Here is a 23,755-nt window from a genome sequence, read left to right on the forward strand (position 1 = left end):
GTCGGTATTCATTGGGGGCCCTCACCCTTCCGAGCCCCCTGGGTGTCACGCTCCGGGCAGCGCCCTGCCCCCACGGGGGGGAAGCCATTTGGAGCGCGATGTCCAGCCTGTCTGCTCATGGCCGGACACCTCCGGCCCGGGGAGGCAGCATGCAACAGACACGCGGATTCGTTGTCGTCATGGCCATGAGCACCCTGCTCTTGGGCGCAACCGCGGCCCAGGCCAGGGATGCAGTGCCGTTCGATGCGGATGCCAAGGTTGCGTACAGCCTCGGTGGCGCCACCGTCCAGTGCGGGGACACCCTCACCCAGCACACGAAGCTCACGCGCGATCTCAACTGTCCGGGCACGCTCCCCTACGCGCTCCGCGTCACCGGTGCAGGCGTCGTCCTCGACCTGGGGGGCTACACCGTGCGCCGCGCCGGCCCGGAGGTGATCGGCTCGCAAGGCATCGTACTCGAGGCCGACAGCATGGTGCGCAACGGAACCATCCAGGGCTTCGGCTTTGGGCTCGTGACCCGTCTGAACGCGCTGTATGTCCGGCTGCACAAACTCACGATCCTCGACAACGGCGGCGGCGTCTACAACCAGGGGGCGACGAATTTCCTCATCACGGAGTGCCGCGTGAGCGGGAATGGCCAAGGGCTGACCCGTGAGTTCGATGCGGCCACCGGCTCGTTCGACGTGAGGTCCTCGGTCTTCACCCACAACGAGCTCGCGATGATCGCGGACTACCACTCCATCGACGTGCTTGACTCCACCTTCACATCCAACGGGAACGTCGTCTTTTGCTGGGAGGGCAGCGTCCGCTTCAGGTCGAGCACCATTGCCTGGAACGCCTCCGTGAGCACGATCCCGAACGACGGCGACGGCCCCCGCGTCTGCGGCCAGATGCGGTTCGAGAACACACTCATCGCGAACAACACCGCCTTCGCGCCCCCGGCCGTTCCAGTCTGGGAGCCGCTCAGGCTCTCGATGATTGACTCGCTGGCCGTCAACAATGGCTCGAGTCTCCAGGCCGCGGCCGAGACGGTCTACATCGATGGCAATACCTTCTATGACAACGCGGGAGGCCTGATCCTGTCCGACCGCCCGGGGCCCTTCACCGTCCCGCTCACGGGCATTGTCCGAGGCAACCAGTTCCTGGCCAATGACAGTGATGGTCTCCGGGTCCTGGCTCCCAGCACCCCCACGGTGATCAGCAATGTCGCCCTGGGCAATACGGGCTTTGGCATCTACGCGCCCACCGCCTTCGACGGGGGCGGGAACGTCGCGCGAGACAATGGCGCGGGCGACTGCGTGGGCATCCTCTGCGCCCCCTACTGACGACCCGGAGCGTAGGCTTCGTCGCGAACCGCTTCCGGTAGTCCCTCGGTGGCTTCGAGCTCCACCTCGCCCTGGATCCTCCTCGACCACCGTCACGCGGGCAGCGTCTTCAGGAAAGCGATCAGCGCCGCGTTGACCTCCGCTGCGCGCTCCTGCTGAAGCCAGTGGCCCGCCCCCGGGATGACGCGCACCTCCTGGAGGTGGGGCACCAGCGGCTTCATGAGGTCAACCGGGGCCATGGCGCGTGCCGGGTCCTTTTCTCCGATGAGGAAGAGCGCGGGCTGCTCGATCTTGCGCGTCGCGAGTTCGGGCAGCTCCTCCCAGTCGCGGTCCATGTTGCGATAGCGATTGAGCCCCCCACGGAAGCCACTGCCCTCGAACTCCTTCACGAGGTACGCGAGGTCGGCTTCCGTCAGCCAAGCGGGGAGCGTGCCCGGGGTGTCGAGGCCCGTGAGGAACCCGTCGCCCTTCTTCCGGTTCCGCACGACCTCCGCCGTCGTATCGAACCCGGGAACGCCAGCGAGGATCGTGCGCATCGTCCTCGGGATGTCCGCATCGAGCTCCGCCTCCGCGACGCCCGGCTCCTGGAAGTACAGGATGTAGAACCATTTCTCCGCGAACAGGGCCTTGAAGAGCTGCGTCGGCGGCATGGGCGTGCGGCCCAGGTGCGGCACGCTCATGCCGACGACGGCGCGGAAGCGGTCAGGATGAAGCGCGGCGCAATTCCAGGCCATCGCCGCGCCCCAGTCGTGGCCGACGACGACGGCGGTCTTCTCCCCCAGGGCATCGAGCAGGCCGGTGTAATCGGCGAGCAGGTTCTTCATGCTGTACGCATCGAGAGCCTCCGGCTTGTCGCTGCGGCCGTAGCCGCGAACATCGGGCGCGACGGCGTGGTAGCCGGCGGCCGCGAGGGCCGGGAGCTGGTGGCGCCAGGAGTACCAGGACTCCGGCCAGCCATGGAGCAGCAGCACCAGCGGGCCTTCGCCAGCCTCGGCGAGGTGGAGGTGGATGCCGTTCGTCTGGACGGTGCGGTGCGTGATGTCAGACATGGGTCGCGGTGCCTTTCTTCGCGGAGCGAGCGGCGCCGCGCTGGACGCTCCTGGCGAGGTCCGCCACGGAGGTGCTTCGAAGCTGTTTCATGAGGAGCGCTTCGGCCTCGCCGAGCACCTTGCCGAGTGCGCCATTGACCGCCTGCTCCACCAGGCATCCAGGGCTCTCATGACGAGGGCCGATGCTGAACAGGGCGGGCATTCCGAGCGCCTCGTACACGTCCGCGAGCGTCACGGAATCAAGCTTACGAGCGAGCGACCAGCCCCCGCCGTGCCCCTTCGCGGAGCACATGATTCCGGCATCGCGCAGCCCTCCCATGGTGCGCCGCACCACCACGGGATTCGCCTTCATCAACCGCCCGATGGCCTCCGACGTCACCACGGGCCCCAGCTCCTCCATGTGGAGGAGCACGTGCAAAGCAACGGAGAGCCGACTGTCGCGCCTCATGCCACTATTTATGTTACATGAGTGGCCGGACGTCAAGGCACGGAGGTTGGCTGTCTGCCGTGCGGACGCCTTCCGCCGCGCTCCTCGGACGTGGGATCAGAACTTCTCGAAGACGGCGATCAAGCGGCGCGCGACGAGATCCCTGTCGAGGTCACGGTCGATGCTGACTCTGACCAGGTAGCCATGAACGGCGGTGACGACGGCGTCGGAGAGATCGTCCGCGGCAGCGTCCGGAGGCCTCGCTCTTGCGCGCGCGGGAACCTGACACCAGGGCAGCAACGCGGTCCGCACGAGTGCGCGCAACTCGTTCACACTGTCCCGGGCGATCTCTTCAAGCTCACCGTCGCGAGGCCCCTCCGCCCATATCTGAAGCAGGGTCTGCGCGTGCACCCTGTCACGCCTCGAGCGCAGCAGGTGCGCGAGGACGCTGGCAGGAGTGCGCTCCGAGGGCAGCTCGTCGCTCAAGGTTGCGACGACATCGCTCAGAGCGGCCGAGGCCGCGAAGCGCAAGAGCTCGGCCTTGCTCGAGAAGTGCGAGTAGACCGATCCGGCGGATGAGCCCGCCTCGCTGATGATGTCCGCCATCGAGGTGCTGGCGAAGCCCTGACGAGCAAAGCACCGCATGGCAGCCGCCGCGATGACCTCGCGCCGCCGCTGCCTCGAACCCTCGCTCAGCTTGGGCATGACCCAAGACTAGTCACACCCATGCCCCACTTGCCAAACAGAATGGCCGTTCTGTATGGTGACAATGCCGGGTGCGTGGCCATTCATGTTCGGAGCCCGAAGGACGAGGACCGACACGGCGCCGGTCCCTGGATGAAGAGACACGAGGAGATCCTCATGAGCGATGACCCGAAGGTGTTCGTACCGTCCCGGCCGCTGGAGCCAGGCGCCAGGTACGGCGTTTTGAGTGGGTTTGCCCCAGGCACCCGGACCCTGCCGGCCGGATTCCGGATCGCGCCCCCGTTCCGGTCGGTGCCGGTCGAAATCGTCCTTGAGAAGGACGTTGCCGTCACCTTGAGGGACGGCGTGACGATCTACGTCGATGTGCTTCGCCCCGCCGGAACGCAGAAGGTGCCGGTCATCGTGGCATGGAGCCCGTACGGCAAGGGCCAGGGGACCTCCCCGAGCGTGATGGGCATCTTCAACCTGGTCGGGATCGACAACGGGGTCGTGTCGGGCCTGGAGAAGTTCGAGGGGCCGGACCCGGCGTACTGGTGCGCGCAGGGCTACGCGATCTGCAATCCGGACATCCGAGGCGTGGGCGACTGCGAGGGGGACAGCGTCATCTGGGATCGCCAGGAGGGACGCGACTGTTACGACCTGATCGAGTGGCTGGCCGTCCAGGAGTGGTGCAACGGCAAGGTCGCGATGAGCGGGACGTCCTATCTCGCGGTGTCGCAGTGGTTCACCGCCGCCGAACAGCCCCCTCACCTCGCGGCGATCAACCCGTGGGAGGGCGTCAGCGACGTCTACCGGGACCTCGTCCTGCGCGGCGGCATGCCCGACACCGGGTTCGCGAGGCAGCTGCAGGAGAACAGCTACTGGGGCAAGGGGCGCAGGGAGGACATCCTCGCGGAGGCCGAGCGGCATCCCCTCATGAGCGACCTGTGGGAGAACAAGATCCCGCGCTTCGACCGGATCACCGTTCCGGCCTACGTCGTGGCCAGCTACTCGAACACCCTGCACACGGCAGGCACGTTCCGCGCCTGGCGCCGGATGGGCTCGAAGGAGAAGTGGCTCCGCATCCACAACTCCCAGGAGTGGCCCGACTACTACGACGAGGCGAACAGGGAGGAGCTGCGCCGCTTCTTCGACCGCTACCTGAAGGGCGAGGACAACGGGTGGGAGCAGACGCCGCGCGTGCGGTACTCCGTCCTCGATCTCGAAGGCGGCGACCAGGTCCGGGTCGGTGCGGAGGAGTTCCCCCCGAAGGACGTCACGCCGACGAAGTACTACCTCGACGGCCGCTCGCGCGCCTTGACCACGACGGCACCGGCCCATGGTGCGACGGCGGGCTACGACGTGAGCTCCAACCCGGATGCAGTGTCGTTCATCACGCGCTTCGACAAGGAGACCGTCCTGGTCGGCTACCCGAAGGCGCACCTCTGGGTCGAAGCACGCGGCTCGGACGACATGGACCTCTTCGTCCTCGTCCAGAAGCTCGATGCGTACGGCACGCCCCTGCAGCAGTTCACCGTGCCCAACCAGAGCGCGCTGGTGCAGGACCTCACCGAACGCGGCGCCTCGATCCTGCGGTACAAGGGCTCGGACGGACGCCTCCGCGTCTCCCTGCGCCACCTGGACGACACGCTGTCGACCGATGCCGTGCCGGCCCACAGCTTCGACAGGATCGAGAAGCTCTCACCCGGTGAGGTCGTCGAGATCGAGATCGATCTGCTCCCGATCGGCCTCGCGTTCCACCCCGGCGAACAGCTCCGCTTCGTCATCAGCGGCAGGAGCCTTCTGGGGACGATGATGCCCGCGATCCGCGAGTACACCGCCGCCAACAGCGGACAGCACGTCGTCCACACCGGCGGCGCGCACACCTCCTACCTGCAGCTGCCCGTCCAGGCGAGGAGTCGTTGAAGGGCCGTCGAAGAACGGTCGATCGCGGGGTCGATGACTTCGAGCGCATCTTCGCTCGCCGGGCACTCGCTCGGCGCAAGGCAGCTCGGTGTGAGCACGCAGGACGCGGGCACGCACCAGATGGCACAGGCCATCCGGGAGCTGTCCGCGCAGATGGGCCAGACGCTCAAGACGGTGCAGGAGACGCAGGAGGCCACCCACACCGTGCACTCGCTGGCGGAGAGCATGTCGGGCATGGCCACCCAGACGCTGCGCGCGGAAGGGTGGACCGCGCCCGCCCCCATGGCCGGCTGACGGACGCCGTGCCTTCGGTCGTCACAGGCAAGGCAGGGCAAAGTGGAACGTCGAGCCTTGCTCCACTCCGCTCTCCACCCAGATGCGGCCGCCGTGGCGCTCGATGATGTCGCGGCAGATGTAGAGCCCCAGGCCCAGGCCTCCGAAGCCGGAGATGGGCGCGTTCCTCGCGCGGAAGAAGCGCTCGAAGAGATGCGCCTGCTCCTCCTTCGGAATGCCGATGCCCTCGTCCTTCACGGAGACGCACGCCTCTGTCCCCATGCGCCGCGCCGTGACGCGGACCGTGCCGCCGGTGGGGCTGTACTTGAAGGCGTTCTCCACCAGGTTCCCCAGCACCTGCGCGAGCCGGGCGCGGTCTCCCCTGATGACGAGCGGCTCGTCGGGCGCCTCGAACCGGAGTGAGTGGAGGGAATTCGTGCCGCGGAAGTCCGCGAGGACCTCCCGGATGAACTCCCGCAGCGGGAGGGGCTCCGTCGTGAGCTCCAGCTTCCCGGCCTGGATTCGCGAGGTGTCGAGCAGATCATTGACGAGCACCGACAGCCGCGCGAGCTGGGCGAGCGCCTTGTCCACGTGGCGCGGGGCCACGGCGTGCCCGGCGTCCGCCTGGCCCTTCAGCATCTGGAGATGCAGCTTGAGGGGGGTGAGCGGCGTCTTCAGTTCGTGGGCGGCGATGGACAGGAAGTCGTCCCGGACGCGGATGGCCTCCTGGGCCTCGCGCAGCAGGCGGTCGCGCTCGGCCTGGGCGCGGTACTCCTCCGTGACTTCGGACACCACCGCACCCAGGCCCAGGATGGTGCCGCTTGACGACCGCACGGGGTAGTAGCTGACGTTCCAGTGCCGCTGCTCGCCCGGGGTGGCGGAGTCCTCTCCCGTCATGTCGAGCCCGATGATGGGGGTTCCCTCGTCCAGGACCCGCCGCATCAGGGGCTCGACGATGGGCGCCAGCTGGGGCGTCATCTCCCGCACCGTCTTGCCAATCTCCTCCTCGCGGCTCCGGCCGTGGAGCGCGGCCAGTGCGTCGTTGATGCGCAGGCAGCGCAGGTCCCGCCCGATGAAGCCCAGGGCGACGGGCGCGTGATTGAGCAGGGCGTCGAGCACGGCGAAGGACTCCTCCAGTTGCTCACGCGCCTCGCGCTCGGCGGCGAGCAGTCGCCCCTGTTCCGCCAGGGCCTGGCGCTCGGCCGTCTCCAGGTGCCCCTGCGCCCTGCGCTCCTCGGCGGCGCCCGGGCAGAGCGCCTGCGGCCGCAGCCCTGACTTCCGGAGGCGGGCACAGGCGCCAAGCTGCGTCCCGTCCTCGCCGAAGACGGGCACCACCACCGCGCTCAGTCGCTGGTCCTGCCCGCCGTCCTCACACAGCCCATCCGTGCCGGTGAGGGCCTCGTCGAGCGCGTGCTGAAGCCAGGGCAGGCCGCCGAGCACCTCCTCCGCGGAGCGGCCGAAGGGAGGGCTGCTCTGCCACCCGGCGGCGCCGGCCAGCACCGGGTCCATCCAGACAATCCGCCCATCGCTGTCCACGATCAGCGCGGCACGGAGGCTCGACCCCACCTGGAGCAGCAGTTCGACCGGCGAAGGGCGGACGGTGGGCGTGGCCCGCGAGTGTTCAGGGCCCTCCCGTGCCGCCGGCCCTGCACGCATGTCGCCCTTCATTCCGGCCGCCTCCCTTCCAGCGTTGCGGGTCGGTCTGCCCGATGAAGGAAACATGCGCAGCTGGTCGGCCTGACGCCAGCGCAAGGCGGGCGACGCACCTCTCGGGTCCACTCCGCGTATCCTGGCTGCGTGGAACTCTCCGGTTGGTTCTTCGGCCGCAGTGCCGCCAGGGCGCACCTCTTCCACACCAGCTCCTGGCCAATGACGGTGATGGTCTCCGGGTCCTGGCTCCCAGCCCCCCACGGTGATCAGCGATGTCGCCCTGGGCAATACGGGCTTTGGCATCTACGCGCCCACCGCCTTCGACGGGGGCGGGAACGTCGCGCGAGACAATGGCGCGGGCGACTGCGTGGGCATCCTCTGCTCCCCTACTGTCTGTTGTTGCGCCGCGGGCAACGCCTGGGCGCCGATGTGGCCGCCCCGTCCTCACGCCCCGCCCACGCTCCCCTCTGGGCGCCCGGGCGGGAAGGCCCGGCACGCATCGTGCTCAGGGGGGCGGACGACAGGTCTTCCCGACCCGTCCATTCCCAGGACGAAGAACGTATGAGCATGCGCAGACTCCCCTTCCGGCTACCGCGTTCCGCGCGGTGGGCCCTGACCTCCACCGTGATGCTGGCGGCCCCCCAGGCCCTGGCGGCCTCGTCGTGTCCCCAGCCCGAACTGACCGAGTGCTCCAACGTGGAGTACCGCGCCTCGGCCTGCGGCCAGGAGTACGACGGCTACTGCCAGGGCCTCATGGAGACGGAGTGGAAGGTCCGCTACGAGTCGGCTCCCACGCGCACCGCCATCATTCCCAAAAGCCTGGGCGGCGGCGTCGCCACGGTGGCCGTGCAGGACAGACCGGTCGTCACGAGCACCTTCGAGGGCTCGGATGAAACCGTGGTGGGGCAGATCCAGCGGGGCCAGGTGCTGGCGCGCAAGGGCTACAAAAACCTCACCGAGGTGGAGAAGGCGTACGCCGAGCAGCGCAAGGGCTGGGATGACAACGAAACCCTGGCGCGCTCCTGCCAGGAGTACGTGCACGAGAAGCACTACGACTACAGCCGCTTCGAGCAGGAGGCGGGCCAGTTTGGCGACGACTATCGCGCGCTGTTCACCGCGGCCTACGGCTCCGAGGGCATCGCGGAGCGCACGCTGTTCAGCAAGGACGGCGAGAAGCTCCCGCCTCTCTGGGACGGCGACACGCGCGTGGAGAAGAACGCGTACTTCCGCTTCGAGCCGGGCGAGTACCCGAAGGGCACGCAGGCCTACACCTTCTCCACCGAGGCGGCGCTCAAGGCGAACAACCCCGAGGGCCGCAAGTGGGTGGCGCCGACGGACGGGTGGCACCTGTCCATGAGCGAGGCGCTCAGCGAGACGCCGGACGACGTGCTCAATGACTCGCAGCAGCGGCAGGAGAAGTTCACCGCGCTGCTGGGCCGTCGCGATGCCGTCTACCTGCAGTGGCAGCGTGCGTCGGAGGCGCTCAAGGCCCGGGACTTCGACACGGCGGAGCTGGATGCGCAGACGGCCGAGCGGCTCTATGCGCTGGACAAGGCCATCGAGGTGTCGCTGGTGAGGGCGGACAAGGAAGGCTGCCTCACCACGGAAAAGACCACGGCCTGTGACTGGAGCCCGCGCCGCTACAAGGCGATGGTGGACGCGGTCATGGTTCCGCGTCGCGAGGCGGACCTGGGCGTGTGCCTGACGCTCACCGGCAACGACTTCGGCGCGGAGAGCTTCGTGCGCAACGCGGACCGGCTGAAGATCGAGGGGTTGGACCAGGGCGACTACACGAGGTCGCCGCAGATGCTGCAGCACTACCTGCGCACCTTCGCGACGTGGCTGGCGCAGCAGCCGGAACCCGTGCAGCCGGCGACGATGACCAAGCGCCACGCCCAGGACGTCTCCGCGGGCGGCTACGCGGGGTCGAACGACTTCGGCGGTGGCTATTCGCTGCGCGCCGGCTGGGAGGTCACGACGCCGGGGACGGCCTTCACCGGCAACTGGTGCGACACCAACGCCAGCGTCTCCAGCGAGCTGACCCTCTACGCGAACGTGTTCAGCCCCGTCCGCACGGAGCTCGCGCACCTGGAGGGCCGGGCGTTCACGGAGCCCTCCGCCGTCCGCGTCCAGGTGGGCGCGCGCCTGCTGGGCTACTCCATCTTCACCTATGACCACTCCCAGCCGACGCGCTTCACCTTCGTGCAGAGCACGCCGTTCGTGGACCAGGACGCGGTCAGCGCGTCCACCACCTTCATGGTGTGGTTCATCCCCGTCACGGTGAAGGGCGGCCTGTCCGCGGAGGTGGGCATCCGCACGACGCTGGGCGGCGCTGTCACCCGAGACTGCACGCAGAACCTGATTGCGCTGGACCTGATTGGCAACGTGGGGCCGTACGCCATCGCCAACGGCTTCGCGGACGTGGGCATCGGTGTTCCGGGCCTCCGCGTGGGCGTGCGCGGCGAGCTGGTCATCCTCGACTTCAACCTGCCGTTGGAGGGCAACGTGGGCATCGCGCTGAGCAACGCTTCGCACCCGACGAACCCCAACACCCTGTTCCTGTCCCTGGGGCTCAACCTGGACATGACGATGAAGTCGCTGGGCGGGAAGCTGTCCCTGTTCGGGGAGCTGTTGTTCCTGAAGGCGGAGTTCCCCATCGTCTCCTGGACGGGCGTCGGCACCAGCCAGCGGCTGTTCAGCGACCAGTACTACCTGCCGCTCGCGCAGCTCTACTAGCCGCACCCTCCTTCCCGGGCACGTTCCCCGGGACCGTCATCGCACGGTCCCGGGGCGTGTCCGGGTGTCCTTCCCAAGCAGGTTTCACGTCTTCACGCTGGAGTCTCTCCGCATGCGTCGCTCGACCCTCGTTCGTGGCGTGGCCGGCCTCTGTGCCCTGCTGTGCCTGGGTGCGATTTTCCTCTGGCGGTCCTCGCCCTCCCAGACCGCTGGCGCGGCGGAGGCCCAGGCTTCCCACCGGCTGCCGCTGTTCCGCTGGCGCGTGGGCGAGGCCCATACCTTCCACCTGGTCTGGGATGACCTGGAGCGCGTGGCGCTGCCCACCAGCCAGGGCTCGGGGGCGGCGCAGCAGGGAATGCTCGAAGGCACGCTGCACCTGGAGGGAGAGCTCACGCTCCAGGCGCTGGAGTCGCGGGCCACGGGCACGCGTCTGCGATTGACGCTGCGGCGGCTGGGGCGGCATGAGGCGCTCTTCGCCGGACAGGCGCTCCTGCCCGACGCGGCGGCCGTCCAGCAGCACCTGCCCGATACGGCCAGCGCGTGGCTGGAGCTGGACGCGCGCGGCGCGCTCCAGGCGGTGCGTTTCTCCGAAGCGGATCCGCCGCTGTTCCGCCAGTTCGCGCAGACGCTGGCGGCGGAGCTGTTCCCCTCCGAGCTGCGCGACGAGGCCGGGTGGACGGCCACCGAGTCCACCCAGACAGGCGACGTGGAGGCGAAGTTCGCCTTCGAGGGCGAGGACGCCTCGCGGCTGACGCGCGGTCGCACCCGCTACCTGAAGCTGCGCTCCGCGGGCGCGGCGGTCATCGCCGGGCAGCAGCTGGGGTCGCTCACGCGCTTCGACCGGGACGCCGAGGGCCGCCTGCTCGCCATCAGCCAGGACGAGCTGCTGGACGCGACGGGGACGGACGGACGCACGCTGTTGTCCCGGCGGCTGCGCCTGCGGCTCACGTTCCAGTCGCGGCAGATGCAGCCCCTGGCTCCCGCGGCCGAGGACAAGATGCTGGTGCGCACGCCGTCGCAGATCGCCTTCGAGGGAGACCCCGAGCTGGCGCGCCTGCATGGACAGGCGGACGGGATGACGGTGGATGCGCTGCTGGAGACGCTGGAGGAGGCGGGCAATCCGGAGGCCATCGTCTCGCTGGATGTGTTCGCAAGGCGCGCGATCGCGGCGCTGAAGCTGGAGCCGGGGCGCAGCCAGGAGCTGTCACGGCTGTTCCTGAAGGCAGGCACGAACCCGGGGCAGCGCGAGCTGATGCTGGACCTGCTGGTGGGCGCGGGCCACGCGGAGGCGCAGGCCGTGCTGCGGCAGCTCATCCAGTCCCCGGAGGCGCGCGAGCACGCGGGGGCCTACGTGCTGATGGTGCAGCGCGCGGGGTTCCTGGAGCAGCCGGAGCCGGAGACGGGCGCGATGCTCAACAGGTTGCTGGGCCGGGCGAAGGCGGAGGGCGACGTGAACGTGGAGCGGGCCACGTCCTACGCACTGGGCGCCTGGTCCTCGCACCTGAAGCCGGAGTCGGCGGAGGCGCGGGAAGCGCTGCGCACCCTGGAGGCGGGGCTTTCGCAGGCGTCGGGAGACGAGGCGCGGGCGCATGCGCTGCGGGCCCTGGGGGGCACGGGTTCGGAGCGGCTGCTGGATGTGGCCTCGCCACACCTGCGTTCGGCTTCCGCCGACGTGCGGGCCGCCGCCGTGGATGCGCTGCGCCGCGCGCCGCAGGAGCTGGCCACGCGCATGCTGCTGGACGCGCTGGACACGGAGCAGGACCGCGCGGTGCAGCGGGTCCTGCTGGACGCGCTGAACACGCGCCCGTTGGATGCCTCCGCGCTGGAGCACCTGCGGGCCTGGGTGGTGGCGGGACGGCTGGCGGCGGGCGAAGAGCCGGCGCTGCTGGCGGTCGCGGCCCGGCACCTGGAGGGCGGCACGCCCGTCTTCCAGATGCTCCAGGCTCTCTCCGTGCGGCCGGGCCTGCAGGGCTCCACGCGGGCGCGGGTGCTGTCGTTGATGGCCCAGGCGGGGGCGCAGCTGGGCGGGTGACGCGCGGGAGGAGAGGTTTGACCTCTCCCGCCGGACAGCAGAAAGCCCTGCTCCCCGGGACTTGGGAAGCAGGGCCGCGACCCCGACAGGAATCGCCCCCCCCGGCCGGCAGGGGGTCCGCCTGCTCTCGGGTCGGCTTCGCTCGCGACGGCCCCCCGCGAGGGCATACCCGACGGGCCCCCCTGTTCCGCCAGTACCTGAGCGCGGAGGAGTTGCATCGGCGCCATGCTCCGCCCGAGAGCGACGTGCGCGTCGTCACAGACTGGCTGGTGAGCAAGGGTTTCAAGGAGGGGGCGGTGGCCACCAATCGGCTGCTCATCCACTTCACCGGCACGGTGGGCCAGCTCAACGATGCCTTCGGCGTGACGTTGCGCGTGCTGGAGCGCAAGGCGCCCCAGGCCGGCAACCCCCAGGCTGGGACCCGCATTGTCAATCGGAAGCCTACGTCAGGCTGTACCGGTCCAAGGTCTCCCTCACCTATCGTGACGTTCGGGAAGACGAGGCCGCCGTGCTTCGCATCGAGGATGGCGTCATCGAATGGTTCGGCGCCGTGCGGAACCTGAGAGGAAAAGGATGATGAAAATGTTGAAGGTGTCGCTGCTGATGACTACGTGTGCGCTCACCGCCTGCGGGGCCACGGATGACGACGCGTTTGAGCAACAAACCGCTCACGCATCGGCCCCGTTGACGAGCACCCAGCCCCTGCGGGTCATCAGCCACAACATCGAAGGCTGTCCGGGCGGCCACGCGGGGAACCCGGCCTACCTCACTTCAATCAAGAACCAGATCGACACCTGGCAGCCCCAGGTGGTCGGCCTGCAGGAGGTCGGCTGGCTGCAATTCCAGAACCTGAAGAACACCTACGAACCGCTGGGCTGGAGCCTGCGGTTCGAGTCGCTGCGTCGCACCGGGCCGCTCTCGGACCCGACCTCGCAGACGCTGCCGCACCCGTCCTGTACCTACGGTCAAGACGCGCCGTACCCGCAGGGCCAGGTGCTCATGGTCCACGGTACCTTGACCCACTATGAGGTCGCGGACCTGCCGTTCGTGGACGGCGACAAGCACTTCACCCTCCAGTGCGGGGAGTTCAGGATGGAAGGCTTCACGAAGACGGTCCGCGCGTGCAACACGCACCTCGCGGTGGCGGCGAACGACGACGCCAACCTGAACGGGAAGCGGCGGCAGCTCGAGGCCATCCAGGCTCTTACCAACCCGCACGTCGCGTCAAAGATCGTGACCCTGACGGGCGACTTCAACCTCCAGCCGGCGTCGGTGCACATGGACAACATCTACCGGCTGACACGGGGTGGCTCGCACACCGGCGATGGCGAGTTCCGGGAGGCGGACCAGACGGACGGGACGTACTGCCCGAACGAGGCGTGCCGCGACATGCAGCCCACCCACGGGAACTCGAAGCTGGACTACGTGTTCTTCAACCGGCAGACCTGCGACAACGCCACCCTGTCCGGCGGCGTGGTGCCAGTCCAGTCGACCGAGTCGGACCACGACATCAAGCGGGGGCGCTGCGACATCACCGGCTGACAGGGCGCGCTCGCCCCTGTGACTTCACTTGCCGCACTGGTCGCGCTATCACGTTTTGCTGTGATAGCCGTCCGCCCCCTGCAGCGCGCCGCGAGCGCCACTTTTGTCCTCGCCCTCATAGGCTGCGGCTCGGCCACCACCGGCACCGTCGGCCGCCCTGCGCCCGCGAAGTGGGTCAGCCCGGTCGTCGCCACGCCGGACGGCGGTCAGGTCCGGACGACCATCTACTACGGGCCCTGGCAGTGCAGCGTCGCGTTCATGTCCCGGTGCGAGGCGAAGTGCGCGGCACAGGGGTATGCCCTCAGGGGTTGCATCTGGCTGGCCGACTTCAAGGGCGACTGGCAGGGACGCTTCCTGCTCATGCCCGCGGCGGCCGGCGGGCGCCTCGCCATCACCCACTGCTGCTGCGACTACCCGAAGGCGACGGACCTGAAGTGGCGTCGGGACACGTGGAAGAATTCGCGCTCCGCCTTCCGCGATGAGTGGGGCCGTGAGTTCGGCACGTGGCCCTCGACGGGCGGCGTCAACTGGCAGGGACACCACATCTACGACCTGGGCCACGGCGGGGCTCCCTTGGCCAGGGACAACGTCCTGCCCGTGCCCGATGACGTGCACGGCGTGTTCAACCGCGAGTACCCCGCTTGCTACGCGCCGGGTGGCCAATGGCTGAAACCAGGCCCCGACCGGCCCTACGTGGATTGACGGCCATGCCCATGGACCCGCTGCTGGCCGAAGTCTCCCGGCTCCACTTCCCCAACGCGCCCGCGACGCCCGCGCAGCTCGTCGCCTTCGAGGTGCGCGTCGGCTGGCTGCTGGACGAGGACCTGCGCGCCTTCTACCTGCACTGCGACGGGTGCACCCTCTTCGCTCCCAGGGCCGACGCTCTCTACCGCGTCCTGCCGCTCGCGGAGATCCGCCGAGCACGCCTGGCTATCCGGGCCAGCGATGAGGACCGGGATGGGGCTCCGTCCGTCTTCACCCTGGTGGACATGCAGGACTCCGACTACGTCGTCTTGGACACCGCTCAGCGCGAGGCAGGGCGTTACCCCCTGTTTGACGCCTTCCACGAGACATTCCCTGAGCTGGAGTGCATCGCCCCGTCCTTCGCGGAGTTCCTGGAGAAGGCCCTGCGCAGCGGCAACCGCGCCTACTGGCTGAGCGGAAGCACACCGGAGGGTTGAGCCTTCGGTGGCATTCCAGGCTCGCGGTGAGCGCCCACGCCTCCTCAGCCGTGGTGACGATGGCCACCACGCGCCCGCCCCACCGCCTCCCGGCCCTGTACAGGTCCTGGAGCTTCACCACCGCGCCCGGGTTGCGCATGGCGCCCTCGAGGCCCGTCCGGAACGTCACCGTCTCCGTCTCCAGCCTCTCGGTGAAGAGGAGCCACCGGCCCACGCGCTGCGCCTGCCCCCGGGAGGTGCACCCGAGGGCCACCACGTCGGTGGGGTTGTAGCCGTAGGTGGCGAGGCCCTCCTCGTCGGTGACGTATTCCTGGGCGGCCTTGAGGTGGTTGGCCGGATCATTCCAGGTGACGAGGGCGACGGAGTGGCGCGCGCGCTTGCCGCTGGAGGCGTAGGTGAAGAGGCCGTCCACCACGTTGGCCGGGGTGAAGAGGTACTCGGCGTCGCGCGGCGCGTCCTGGGCGACGAAGACGGCGCCGGAAGCCCAGTACGTCATGCCCCGGAAGATGCTCGCGAGGTTGGACACCCTCTCCTTCCGCCTGAGCGTAGTCCTCCGGGGCGAGGACGAAGTGCGCCTGACCGTCGGCGAGGTTGCGGTAGGGCAGGTACCGCTGGGCGCCGTCCACCAGCACCACGAGGCCGCATGACTCGCGAGGGTAGGCCTCCTGGGCGTGGGCTTGTCCGGCGGCAAGGACGTCTTCAGCCAGCGCCAGCTGGCAAGGGGCAACCATAGGGGATTCATCGCCCCAGGCGTGGACAGCATCCCGACGTGCGCGGCGCCCCTGCCGTCAGTGCTGCATCTCGCTGATAACGGCGTCAACGAAAGGAGTCCGGCACTCCGGCGCCGGATGTTTCGATTGCGAGCCACCTTCATCACATCGAAGCGGGAGTGGCAGGGCTGGCTGATCGCACGATACGGAAGTGATCCCAGCATCGGCGAGATCCGCACGAGCACGAGCAATCATCTTACCTACGGGCGAGTCGGGCGCCTCGGAGATGGCTCGAAGCTCCTCGTCGGTGACCACGCCACCATCAGCGCGCTTCATGCTCGGACCTCTCAGCCGACGCATGATCTGGAACGCACATGTTTCGGCGGCACGCGCAAAAAGGCGCGCACCCTGCTTGTCGATCTTCTCCTTCGCCTTGGGACCGGCCCATGCCACGCGGCAGTCTTGGACGACAGGCCGTTTTAGAAAGAGACCTCGCACCTTGCCGTGAAAGGCGACGAGCTGCCCCTTCGACAGCTCTGCCACAGCCTGCATTTGCTCGTCCGGAACGAGGCACATGACGGAACTCATCATCTCGCCCACGTCCAGTGAGATGACGATGCTGTCCGTAGCATCCTTGGCGATATCTTGAATGAGGCCCGCCACCTCCACCTCCTTCCCGCGGTACTTCATGTCCGCAGCCACCTCGTTGTCGGTGTAGGCATCCCACAGTTCGCGCGGGCCGACGTGGAGCAAAGCAGGGACAGCCGGAGTCATCGGTGGAGTGGAAGCCTTGCCGGTAGTGCCTGGGGCTTCTCCGGCCGGCGCGGCCGCCTGTCCAGTGGAGGGCACCGCTTCCTGCTTGCACCCGGCCACCATCAGCACAGCAACGAGCCAACACGCGCGCATCGTCCCCTCCGTTGAGGGGCGGCACGACAGCACGGAGCGAAGGCTACGGGCAAGGCGTGGGGTCAGGATGCCCCATCCGATCGCCTTGACGGCGAAGTCCGCTGCGTCGAGGCTCGCTCCTCCATCTCCCTGGAGACGTCATGACCGTCACGCTCACCCTCCACGCCACCCCCTTGGAAGCCTCCACCATCCGCGCAGCTGCAGCGGTGGGCGGATTCTCCGCCGAGCGGCTGATCGAGCACGCAGCGGTCGACATGGGCGGCATGATGAGGCTCCAGGATTGGCAGTCCGCGACTGAGGCGCTGTCTGATACGCTGACGGTTGAGATGGGTGACGCGGAGTACTCGACCGCCATGGCCATCGCCCGTCGGCTCAGCGTTCCCGAGGGGCGGTACCTCGTCCTGGCTGCATTGCGCTACGTCTGCCATCAACAGCGGAGCTACCCTCCGGGCTCCGCGTGGCGGGCGATCCAGGTGCCTGCCTGCTGACGGCTTCCGACAAGCTTTGCAACATGCCGGCGTTAGATCCGACAATGCTTACATCTCAGCGCTCATTGTTCGATCTGCTCGGATAGCTGGCCGGCCCCGCTCCAGGTGTCATGGGCCGCCCTATCGGATCGCGCGAGGGTCACCTCCTCGGATCGCTGTCTCGATCAGCCCGACCAGCCCGCGTGCTCGGGAGCGTCAAGGGTCGGCTACGCCGAAACCTGAACGGTTCTGCGCCCTTGCCCCTCCCTCCGCGCGCGGGCGAAGGGCAACCGGCCGCAAGCGGCCAGTCCTGATCGATCAGGAGTCGCGATCCGTTTGGCCGACCCGGATGCGGTCCATGACCCCGGCCCCTGACAGCTTACCGCCCCCCGTCATGAGTCGACTTGGTCATGCTCCGGATTTTCGGTGGGGGCGTGGACGGCGGCCCCGATGGCCCGCCAAGTACGTCTGGCGCGCTGAAGCACCCCGCCCCCCAGGGTGGGCCGGGGCGGGCCGTTTGCTGGTGCTGACCATCAGGCTCCACCAGACTCAGCCGTCGCGGCACCGGCACGGCTCACTGATGCGAGCGGTGGTGCCCGCGACGCCGCTCTGGATGCGTCTTCGTCTTTCCGGCACGCGGCATGGCGTGCTGGTGCATTGAGCGACGTTTGTGGATAGCGACTCAGTTCGGCTGTTTATTTTCTGACCCTGGCTCCGAATATGCAACTGTAAGTCGAATTTGCCTTCCGCTTGTCATTTCGAGAATCGTTGCTGGCTCGCCGCCCGCGTCGAATTGATGACGGAGCCGCATTTCCGAACCTATCGCTACTCCGTTGGACCGAAGATTCGCGGCGATGGCGGAGATGTTTTCGCGCACCGCCTTCTCCATGTACTCTAGTGTTTTAACTTTGAAGTCATGTTCGAAAATCACAGGAACAGTGTTGCCGGCAGCAGCCATTCCGCCCCCGATCAGCCCATAGACCGTTCCGTCTGCCACTTGGACGAATGAGTTCATATTGCGGCTCTGAAGATTGGCACGTTCCTCGTCAGCCAGTCGCGGCGCCATCACTCCATTGATGCGGAAATCAGAAATGGCTTCAGGCCAATTGGCGTGAAGTATTTCAACAAAGTGGACGCGATGCCACGGAGCTGGTTTGTGTCCAGTTATGCTGATGAGATAGAGTTCATCAGCTGTGACTCTTGCGAAGAGAAGAGGGCCAGTTCGCCGGACGAAATCGCCCTTTACTTTCTTGATTTTTTTGATCTCTCGCCCCAGGTGGAAGTGGTGCACACCTAGGGAGTTGAGAAGAAAATCATTAAATCCAAAGTCAGCCTCAATGCTGGTGCTGAGATGTGGCCGTAGGTCTTCCCCTCTTTCGGCCTTTTCCACAAATAGAGCGAGGCCATCTTCATGCTCGGGTGGGCACGCCAACTCTCGTGACCGCACCACGGCGCGAGGGCGAACCGGCACCCCTCGGTTCCGAATATTGAGGAGGCGGACGAACAGGTCCTGACCACGCTCATCTGCTTTGGGCTTGTCACCCAATTGGACGAGCTTCGCTCTAATGTGCTCATACCAGTCGCGCACGAAGTCGGCGTCGACGGTGATCTCTGGGTCGCCAGTGCTCATGGGACCTTGACGGTAGCGACCCTGAACAGCGTTGTCTTGTCGTCGGCCGGTGCCCCCGTAGCGCAGCAGCTCGGCGCCGGGCCGTGGGCGTGGAGTTGGAGGAGCGCTACTGCGAACGCGCCGCGCGCCAGCTGGAGGCGGGTGGCCACACTCGCGCTGTCTGACCTGGTTCAGGTTTTGCCCCCTCGAATGAGGGCGCGAAACCTGAACCGCCTGGGCGGGAAGGGTGTCCACAGCATGGACACCCCTGGGGTACGCGCGGCGTGCGTACCCTTGGCCCTGCCGGTCCGGTCCGGCAAGTCCGGGAGGCGGCAAGCATAACCATGATGAGCCGTTGAGGTTTCCGCTGGATTGCCTCCTCCGAAGAGCCCCGGTTCGCCGGGCATCCCTGGTGCTTCGCCCCACCGGTCCGGTCCGCTCCCGACCGTCGGTGATGCCGACGGTCAGCGCACGGCGCCCCTTCTCTCCAGGCATGGACAGACGTGCAAAAGGTGGGAAGAGGCGCTGGGCCACGCGGACGCGGCGCTGCGGGCGCTCGGCAACGCAAGAGACCTGCTCGCGGACAACGGCCGTCCCGCATAGGCCGCCGCGCGGAGCTGCTGCGCGAGCGCTACAACCTGGAGTGCGGCGAACTGCTGCAAGGCCTCCTGGCGCAGCCCGCCCCAAGGCTTCGAGGCAGGCTGCGGCCTGCGGCTAGAAGAACTGGGCGATGTCGTGGAGCACCTCGGGCGCGAGCTTCAACACCTTGTAGGCGTAGAAGACAAGCTTGAGGCATTCGGAGGCACGGCGGATGGACGACGTCTTGATGTGCTTCGTGATGTGGTTTGTCATACAGCCCACATAGCGAGCGATCACTTTCTTGACGGGCGGTCCGTTCTCCCCATACCCGCCGTCACCGTCTAGCTCAGAGACGGTGACACGCACCTACCCGTTACCCCTACCGCCCCCGGACGAAGGTGTACGTCATGCCGCCGGGGGCATCTCCTCCCGCATCACCTTGCGGATGGCGTTCCCATGCGCTTGCCGAGGCGCTCCGCTTCCGCGCGCCCGCCCTCCACCGAGGCGCTCACCTGCGAGGAGCCGTCCGCGTTGACGGTGACGTGAATGGTCTGGTTCACGTTGGGCCCCGCCCAGCGCATCGTTGGGGACGATGCGGCCGGAGCTGCTGGGGATGAAGAGCTCCGGCCCGAGCTCGCCCACCAAGTGAGCCTGGGCCGCGCGGACGGCCCGCCGGCCGCGTGGGCACCGCCCAGGGACAGTGAGGAGGTGCTCCCTCCCCCGATGGCGCTCAGGCCCGCGTCCACCAGGGCGACGAAGCCCTTCTGGGCCATGAGGCGCGCCAGGTCCTTCAGGATGCCGTCCACCATCACCCCGAACTCCAGCCGACCCGTGGTGACGAAGTTCGCGAAGGTGTCCGCCATGTGCTGCGTGGCCGTGCCCACGATCTCCTTCGTGTAGCTGAAGCCGGTGTTGATCTGGTCCTGAAGGCGATCCACTTCCTACCGGTACTGCGCTGCGGTGACGCGCCCCTCGGCGAAGAGCTGCATCACCATCTCCAGGCGCTTCTGCAGCTCCGCCGTCGGGTTGAGCTGCTTGGCGAGCTGATCCATTTCCGTCTTCAGGGACGCCCGGCTTCGTCGCCGACAGAATGTCCCCGCCCACCTCGCCCTGCAGCTCCGAGAAGCGGGCCCGGAGTTGGTCCAGGGCGAACTGGGGGCGTCGAGGCCATCTTCTGGAAGGCTGCCTCGGTGCGCCCGGCGGAGTCCTGCATGTGCTTCAGCACGGAGAACTCCTGGCCGAACGCCTCGGCGAGCGTGGAGGCTTCCTCGGAAGGCTTCGCAGCGGCAGCGATGATGGCGCGCAGCCCCTCCCGCGCAGTCCCTCCACGGTGTGGAAGCTGTCGGGGAGTCCTGGCGGGCCGCTCGCGCGAGCACCGTCACCGGAACTCCCAAGGCTTTGCTGCTTGCTGGGTCGTCCGCCCCCGGCCCGCTGATTTCCTCAGTCGGGCCGGGGGGTTAGCTAGCGACCCCGACAGGAATCGAACCTGTGGCCTGCGGTTTAGGAAACCGCCGCTCTATCCAACTGAGCTACGGGGTCAGGGCGGTGGGCTTTATAGCAGGCGTCCCGACGCGCGCAACGCGCGTGAGGCCCCCCGGCCGCGGGGTGTCCGCCTGCTCACGGGTCGGCTTCGCTCGCGACGGCCACCAGGGCTCCCACCAGGGTCTCCACCTCCCAGTCCACCGCGAACAGGGCCGCCTGCATCCTCGCGGGGGCCTGGGAGGGGCTGTCGAGCACTCCCCGGGCCCGCCGCAGGGCGGCCGCGAGCCCCTGGGCCTCCAGGAAGTCGAGCGTCCCCGTGAGCCCCTGACACAGGCGCACGTATGCCTCCCGGTGCCCGGCCTTGAGCGTCGACAGGAGCACCGGCCGGACCTGCTCCAGTTCCTGGAGGGCCAGACGGGCCAGCGCCGCGCGCGCCTGCGGATCCCCCGCCGCCCGCTGCCCCAGCTTCGCGAGGCTGAAGTCCGGCGCCTGGGCCTGGAAGATGTCGGTGGACCCGGAAGCCCGGAGGACCGGCTCCGGCGCGCGCACGGGCTCCGCTGGAACCTCGCGCGACGTGCACCTCGCCATCTTTTGCAGCAGGACGTCCGCGTCGAAGGGCTTGCCGATGAAGTCCGTGAAGCCGGAGGCCAGGATGCGGCCCTCCTGCCAGGCCCTCGCGGAGGCGGAGATGGCGATGATGGGCAGCTTGCGCAGGCGCTCGTCCGGGAGCTGCCGGATGACCCTCACCGCGTCGAAGCCGCCCAGCCCCGGCATGTGCAGGTCCATGAGCACCAGCTCGTAGTCACCTTGGCGGAGCCGCTCCACCGCCTGCTGCCCGTTCCTGACGGCATCGAACACCACCCCCCATTGCTCGAACCAACGGGCGAGCACGTAGGTGTTGACCTCACTGTCCTCCACCACGAGCACCCGCAGCCCCCGGAGGATCTGCGTGGGCAACGCGCGGTCAGGCGCCGTGTCGGGGTCCCCTGCCCCCACCTTCAGGCGCAGGTCGAAGGAGAAGCGCGTTCCCTTCCCCACCTCGCTCGTGACGACCATCCTGCTGCCGTACAGCTCCAGCAGCTTGCGGCTGATGCTGAGGCCCAGGCCCGTGCCTCCGTACTTCATCCCGATGTCGTAGTTCGCCTGGGTGTACTCCTCGAAGATGGCGGCGATGCGGTCCCGGGAGATGCCAATCCCCGTGTCACTCACCTGGAAGGACAGGTCGCACGCGTCGCCCTCCCGGGCCCGGACGACCACGGCGAGCCGCACCGCCCCCTTCTCCGTGAACTTGAGGGCGTTGCTCAGGAGATTGGTGAGGATCTGCCCCAGCTTGACCGGATCCCCCAGGAGACAGGACGGGAGCTGCGCGTCCAGCTCCACCTGGAGCAGGAGCTTCTTCTCCTCGGCCCGGGCGGACTGTCCATTCACGATGCCGCTGATCAGCTCGCGAGGATCGAACTCGCGCTGCTCCAGCGACAGCTTGCCCGCCTCGATCTTGCTCCAGTCGAGGATGTCATTGACCATCGCGAGCAGGTTGCCGGAGGACGACCCGAGGATGCGCAGGTACTTCTGCTGCTTGTCCGACAGCGGCGTCATCCCCATGAGCCGGGTGGCGGCCGTGATGGCGTTGAGCGGGTTGCGGATCTCGTGGCTCAGGGTCGCCAGGAGGCTCGCCTTGGCCTGGGCCAGTTGTTCCGCCTTCCTGCGCGCCAGCAGCAGCTCCCGCTCGTAGCGCTTGCGGTCCGTCATGTTGAAGACCGTGGTCCGGACGGAGCGGGGCCTGCCCAGCGCATCCCGCACCTGCACGGAGTTGATCAGCGCCGGGAGCGGACGGCCATGGGTGCAGAGCAGGTCCAGGGAGAGCTCGTGGACGAACCCCTGCATCTGGAGGAGCGGCGCGTAGTGCGTCTCATGGAAGATGCGGCCGGCGCCCGCGAGCAGCTCCCGGAACCGCTTGCGTCCGACCAGCGCCTCCCGGGTGTGGCCCGTCCACGTCAGGAAGGTCTGGTTGACCTTGACGATGAGCCCTTCCGGCGTCGTCGAGAGGTAGCCGCACGGAGCGTTCTCATAGAGGTCCTCCGCCGACTCCTCGAACGGCGCCTCTGCGGATCCGGTGTCCTCCACGTCATCCGGCATCGTCGCGCTCAGGCGCTCAAATAGGCCTTCATGGCAGCGACGGTCTCTTCGGGAGCGCTCAGGTTCGGGCAGTGGCCCGTGGCCTTCAGGAGCACCAGCTCCGCGCCAGGCAGGTGCCGGCACACGTACTCGCCCACCGCCTCCGACGCGATGACGTCATTCGAGCACTGGAGCACCAGGGACGGTGTCTGGACCTTCGGCAGGTCGGCCCGGTGGTCGGAGAGGAAGGTCACGTGCGCGAAGTGCTTCGCGATCTCCGGGTCCGTTCGGCAGAAGCTGTTCGTGAGCTCCGCGCCCAGTTCGGCGCGATCCGGGTTGCCCATGATGACGGGCGCCATCGTGCTGGACCACCCCAGGTAGTTGTCGTCGAGCGACTCCAGCAACTGCTCGATGTCCTGGCGCGAGAAGCCGCCGACGTAGCCTTCGTCGTCGATGTAGCAGGGCGACGGCCCGACGAGCACGAGCCTGTCGAAGCGCTCCGGCTCCTGGATGGCCGCGACCACCCCGACCATCGCGCTCACGGAGTGACCGACGAAGACCACCCTCTCCAGCCGCAGCTCGCGGCAGATCTCCAACACGTCCTGGGCGTAGCCCGCCAGCGTTCCGTACTTCGTGCGGTCATAGGCGGTGATGTCCGAGCCGCCCGCCCCCACGTGGTCGAAGAGCACGGTGCGGTAGTCCCGCTCGAACTCGGGGGCGACAAAGCGCCACATGTTCTGGTCGCAGCCGAAGCCATGGGAGAAGACCATGGCCTGGCCGCCCTGCCCCTTCACCTTGACGTTGTTCCGGGTGAGCACACCCATGTGTGACTCCAACGGTGAAGGGAGGGTTTGCGACCACTCCTATGAGTACCGAAGTTCATTGTTCCTTCCATGAATTTCTGGATCGTGCCCCGCTCCTGCCCGGCAGGTGACACCGTGCGTCCGGGTTGGGGTGGGCCGGCTTGTACGCCCCCACGTGACTGGCCTGAGGGGTGACGGTGCCTACGTTTTCCGGGACCCACAAACCAGGAGCGGTGAATGGCTTCGACACAGACCGTGC

General features: G+C 67.9%; 21 protein-coding genes, 1 tRNA gene and 1 pseudogene. 11 read left to right on the forward strand and 12 right to left on the reverse strand.

The annotated features are described in order from the left end of the window. Positions 1–179 precede the first annotated feature (179 nt). The gene (locus D7X12_RS00100; protein ID WP_341868192.1) at positions 180–1,325 is read left to right on the forward strand and encodes a right-handed parallel beta-helix repeat-containing protein; all 1,146 of its coding nucleotides are present in this window, start codon (positions 180–182) and stop codon (positions 1,323–1,325) included. 92 nt (positions 1,326–1,417) lie between these two features. On the opposite strand, the gene D7X12_RS00105 is transcribed toward D7X12_RS00100, so the two are convergent. The 3 genes from D7X12_RS00105 to D7X12_RS00115 form a co-directional block, all read right to left on the reverse strand. Beyond that, a complete protein-coding gene (locus D7X12_RS00105) occupies positions 1,418–2,374 on the reverse strand; it encodes an alpha/beta fold hydrolase (RefSeq protein ID WP_120623221.1) in 957 nt (318 codons plus the stop codon). Further along, entirely contained in the window at positions 2,367–2,822 is a 456-nt protein-coding gene (locus tag D7X12_RS00110) for an Rrf2 family transcriptional regulator (protein ID WP_120623222.1), read from the reverse strand. The genes D7X12_RS00105 and D7X12_RS00110 overlap by 8 nt, the downstream gene beginning before the upstream one ends. 96 nt (positions 2,823–2,918) lie before the next feature. Further along, positions 2,919–3,506, reverse strand: coding sequence for a TetR/AcrR family transcriptional regulator (locus tag D7X12_RS00115; protein WP_120623223.1), 588 nt, complete (start codon positions 3,504–3,506; stop codon positions 2,919–2,921). Positions 3,507–3,662: 156 nt separating this feature from the next. Between D7X12_RS00115 and D7X12_RS00120 the strand changes: the two genes are divergently transcribed. Together D7X12_RS00120 and D7X12_RS00125 are read left to right on the forward strand one after the other, a co-directional pair. After that, positions 3,663–5,411 (forward strand): CocE/NonD family hydrolase, encoded by a 1,749-nt coding sequence (locus D7X12_RS00120; protein ID WP_120623262.1) that lies wholly within the window; start codon positions 3,663–3,665, stop codon positions 5,409–5,411. Positions 5,412–5,501: 90 nt separating this feature from the next. Further along, positions 5,502–5,705 (forward strand): hypothetical protein, encoded by a 204-nt coding sequence (locus D7X12_RS00125; protein WP_244224251.1) that lies wholly within the window; start codon positions 5,502–5,504, stop codon positions 5,703–5,705. A gap of 21 nt (positions 5,706–5,726) precedes the next feature. Here the strand turns inward: D7X12_RS00125 and D7X12_RS00130 are convergent, their stop codons facing one another. Further along, complete coding sequence (locus tag D7X12_RS00130; protein WP_244224252.1) at positions 5,727–7,340, reverse strand: ATP-binding protein; 1,614 nt, start codon at positions 7,338–7,340, stop codon at positions 5,727–5,729. Positions 7,341–7,901: 561 nt separating this feature from the next. On the opposite strand from D7X12_RS00130, the gene D7X12_RS00140 reads away from it, so the two are divergent. From D7X12_RS00140 to D7X12_RS00165, 6 genes are all read left to right on the forward strand, one after another. After that, positions 7,902–10,070, forward strand: coding sequence for a hypothetical protein (locus tag D7X12_RS00140; RefSeq protein WP_244224253.1), 2,169 nt, complete (start codon positions 7,902–7,904; stop codon positions 10,068–10,070). A 112-nt stretch (positions 10,071–10,182) separates the two neighbouring features. Then, complete coding sequence (locus tag D7X12_RS00145) at positions 10,183–12,102, forward strand: HEAT repeat domain-containing protein (protein WP_120623225.1); 1,920 nt, start codon at positions 10,183–10,185, stop codon at positions 12,100–12,102. After that, positions 12,099–12,665, forward strand: coding sequence for a protease pro-enzyme activation domain-containing protein (locus D7X12_RS45330; RefSeq protein WP_120623226.1), 567 nt, complete (start codon positions 12,099–12,101; stop codon positions 12,663–12,665). Before D7X12_RS00145 ends, D7X12_RS45330 begins: the two co-directional genes overlap by 4 nt. A 13-nt stretch (positions 12,666–12,678) precedes the next feature. Then, entirely contained in the window at positions 12,679–13,644 is a 966-nt protein-coding gene (locus D7X12_RS00155) for an endonuclease/exonuclease/phosphatase family protein (protein WP_158619902.1), read from the forward strand. Between the two features lie 60 nt (positions 13,645–13,704). Further along, complete coding sequence (locus D7X12_RS00160; protein WP_120623228.1) at positions 13,705–14,346, forward strand: hypothetical protein; 642 nt, start codon at positions 13,705–13,707, stop codon at positions 14,344–14,346. A 5-nt stretch (positions 14,347–14,351) separates the two neighbouring features. Then, on the forward strand, positions 14,352–14,825 hold the full coding sequence (locus D7X12_RS00165; RefSeq protein WP_120623229.1) for an SMI1/KNR4 family protein: 474 nt from the start codon (positions 14,352–14,354) through the stop codon (positions 14,823–14,825). 118 nt (positions 14,826–14,943) lie between these two features. Here D7X12_RS00165 and D7X12_RS45335 read toward each other — a convergent pair. Beyond that, a pseudogene (locus D7X12_RS45335) lies at positions 14,944–15,321 on the reverse strand (phage tail protein); the annotation flags it as partial. On the opposite strand from D7X12_RS45335, the gene D7X12_RS43390 reads away from it, so the two are divergent. After that, positions 15,221–15,472, forward strand: a complete 252-nt coding sequence (locus tag D7X12_RS43390; RefSeq protein ID WP_167508960.1) for a hypothetical protein — start codon at positions 15,221–15,223, stop codon at positions 15,470–15,472. The pseudogene D7X12_RS45335 and the gene D7X12_RS43390 overlap by 101 nt on opposite strands. 141 nt (positions 15,473–15,613) lie before the next feature. Here the strand turns inward: D7X12_RS43390 and D7X12_RS00175 are convergent, their stop codons facing one another. Next, positions 15,614–16,441: an OB-fold protein gene (locus D7X12_RS00175; RefSeq protein ID WP_120623230.1), complete on the reverse strand. Its 828-nt coding sequence runs from the start codon at positions 16,439–16,441 to the stop codon at positions 15,614–15,616. 140 nt (positions 16,442–16,581) lie between these two features. Here D7X12_RS00175 and D7X12_RS00180 point away from each other — a divergent pair, with 140 nt between their 5' ends. Next, positions 16,582–16,929: a hypothetical protein gene (locus tag D7X12_RS00180; RefSeq protein WP_120623231.1), complete on the forward strand. Its 348-nt coding sequence runs from the start codon at positions 16,582–16,584 to the stop codon at positions 16,927–16,929. A gap of 661 nt (positions 16,930–17,590) precedes the next feature. Here D7X12_RS00180 and D7X12_RS42220 read toward each other — a convergent pair. From D7X12_RS42220 to D7X12_RS00205, 6 genes are all read right to left on the reverse strand, one after another. Then, positions 17,591–18,538, reverse strand: a complete 948-nt coding sequence (locus D7X12_RS42220; protein WP_147443466.1) for a hypothetical protein — start codon at positions 18,536–18,538, stop codon at positions 17,591–17,593. A gap of 693 nt (positions 18,539–19,231) precedes the next feature. Then, positions 19,232–19,369 carry a hypothetical protein gene (locus tag D7X12_RS42720; RefSeq protein WP_158619904.1) on the reverse strand — a complete coding sequence of 46 codons (138 nt, stop codon included), beginning with the start codon at positions 19,367–19,369 and terminating at the stop codon, positions 19,232–19,234. Between the two features lie 161 nt (positions 19,370–19,530). Then, positions 19,531–20,034, reverse strand: a complete 504-nt coding sequence (locus tag D7X12_RS00190; protein WP_120623233.1) for a phage tail tape measure C-terminal domain-containing protein — start codon at positions 20,032–20,034, stop codon at positions 19,531–19,533. A 527-nt stretch (positions 20,035–20,561) separates the two neighbouring features. Beyond that, positions 20,562–20,635, reverse strand: a tRNA-Arg gene (locus tag D7X12_RS00195). A gap of 78 nt (positions 20,636–20,713) precedes the next feature. Then, on the reverse strand, positions 20,714–22,714 hold the full coding sequence (locus tag D7X12_RS00200; RefSeq protein ID WP_120623234.1) for a PAS domain-containing hybrid sensor histidine kinase/response regulator: 2,001 nt from the start codon (positions 22,712–22,714) through the stop codon (positions 20,714–20,716). Between the two features lie 8 nt (positions 22,715–22,722). Further along, a complete protein-coding gene (locus D7X12_RS00205; RefSeq protein ID WP_120623235.1) occupies positions 22,723–23,517 on the reverse strand; it encodes an alpha/beta fold hydrolase in 795 nt (264 codons plus the stop codon). Positions 23,518–23,755: the final 238 nt, after the last annotated feature.

The sequence above is a fragment of the Corallococcus sicarius genome, assembly GCF_003611735.1.
In the GTDB taxonomy this organism is placed as follows: domain Bacteria; phylum Myxococcota; class Myxococcia; order Myxococcales; family Myxococcaceae; genus Corallococcus; species Corallococcus sicarius.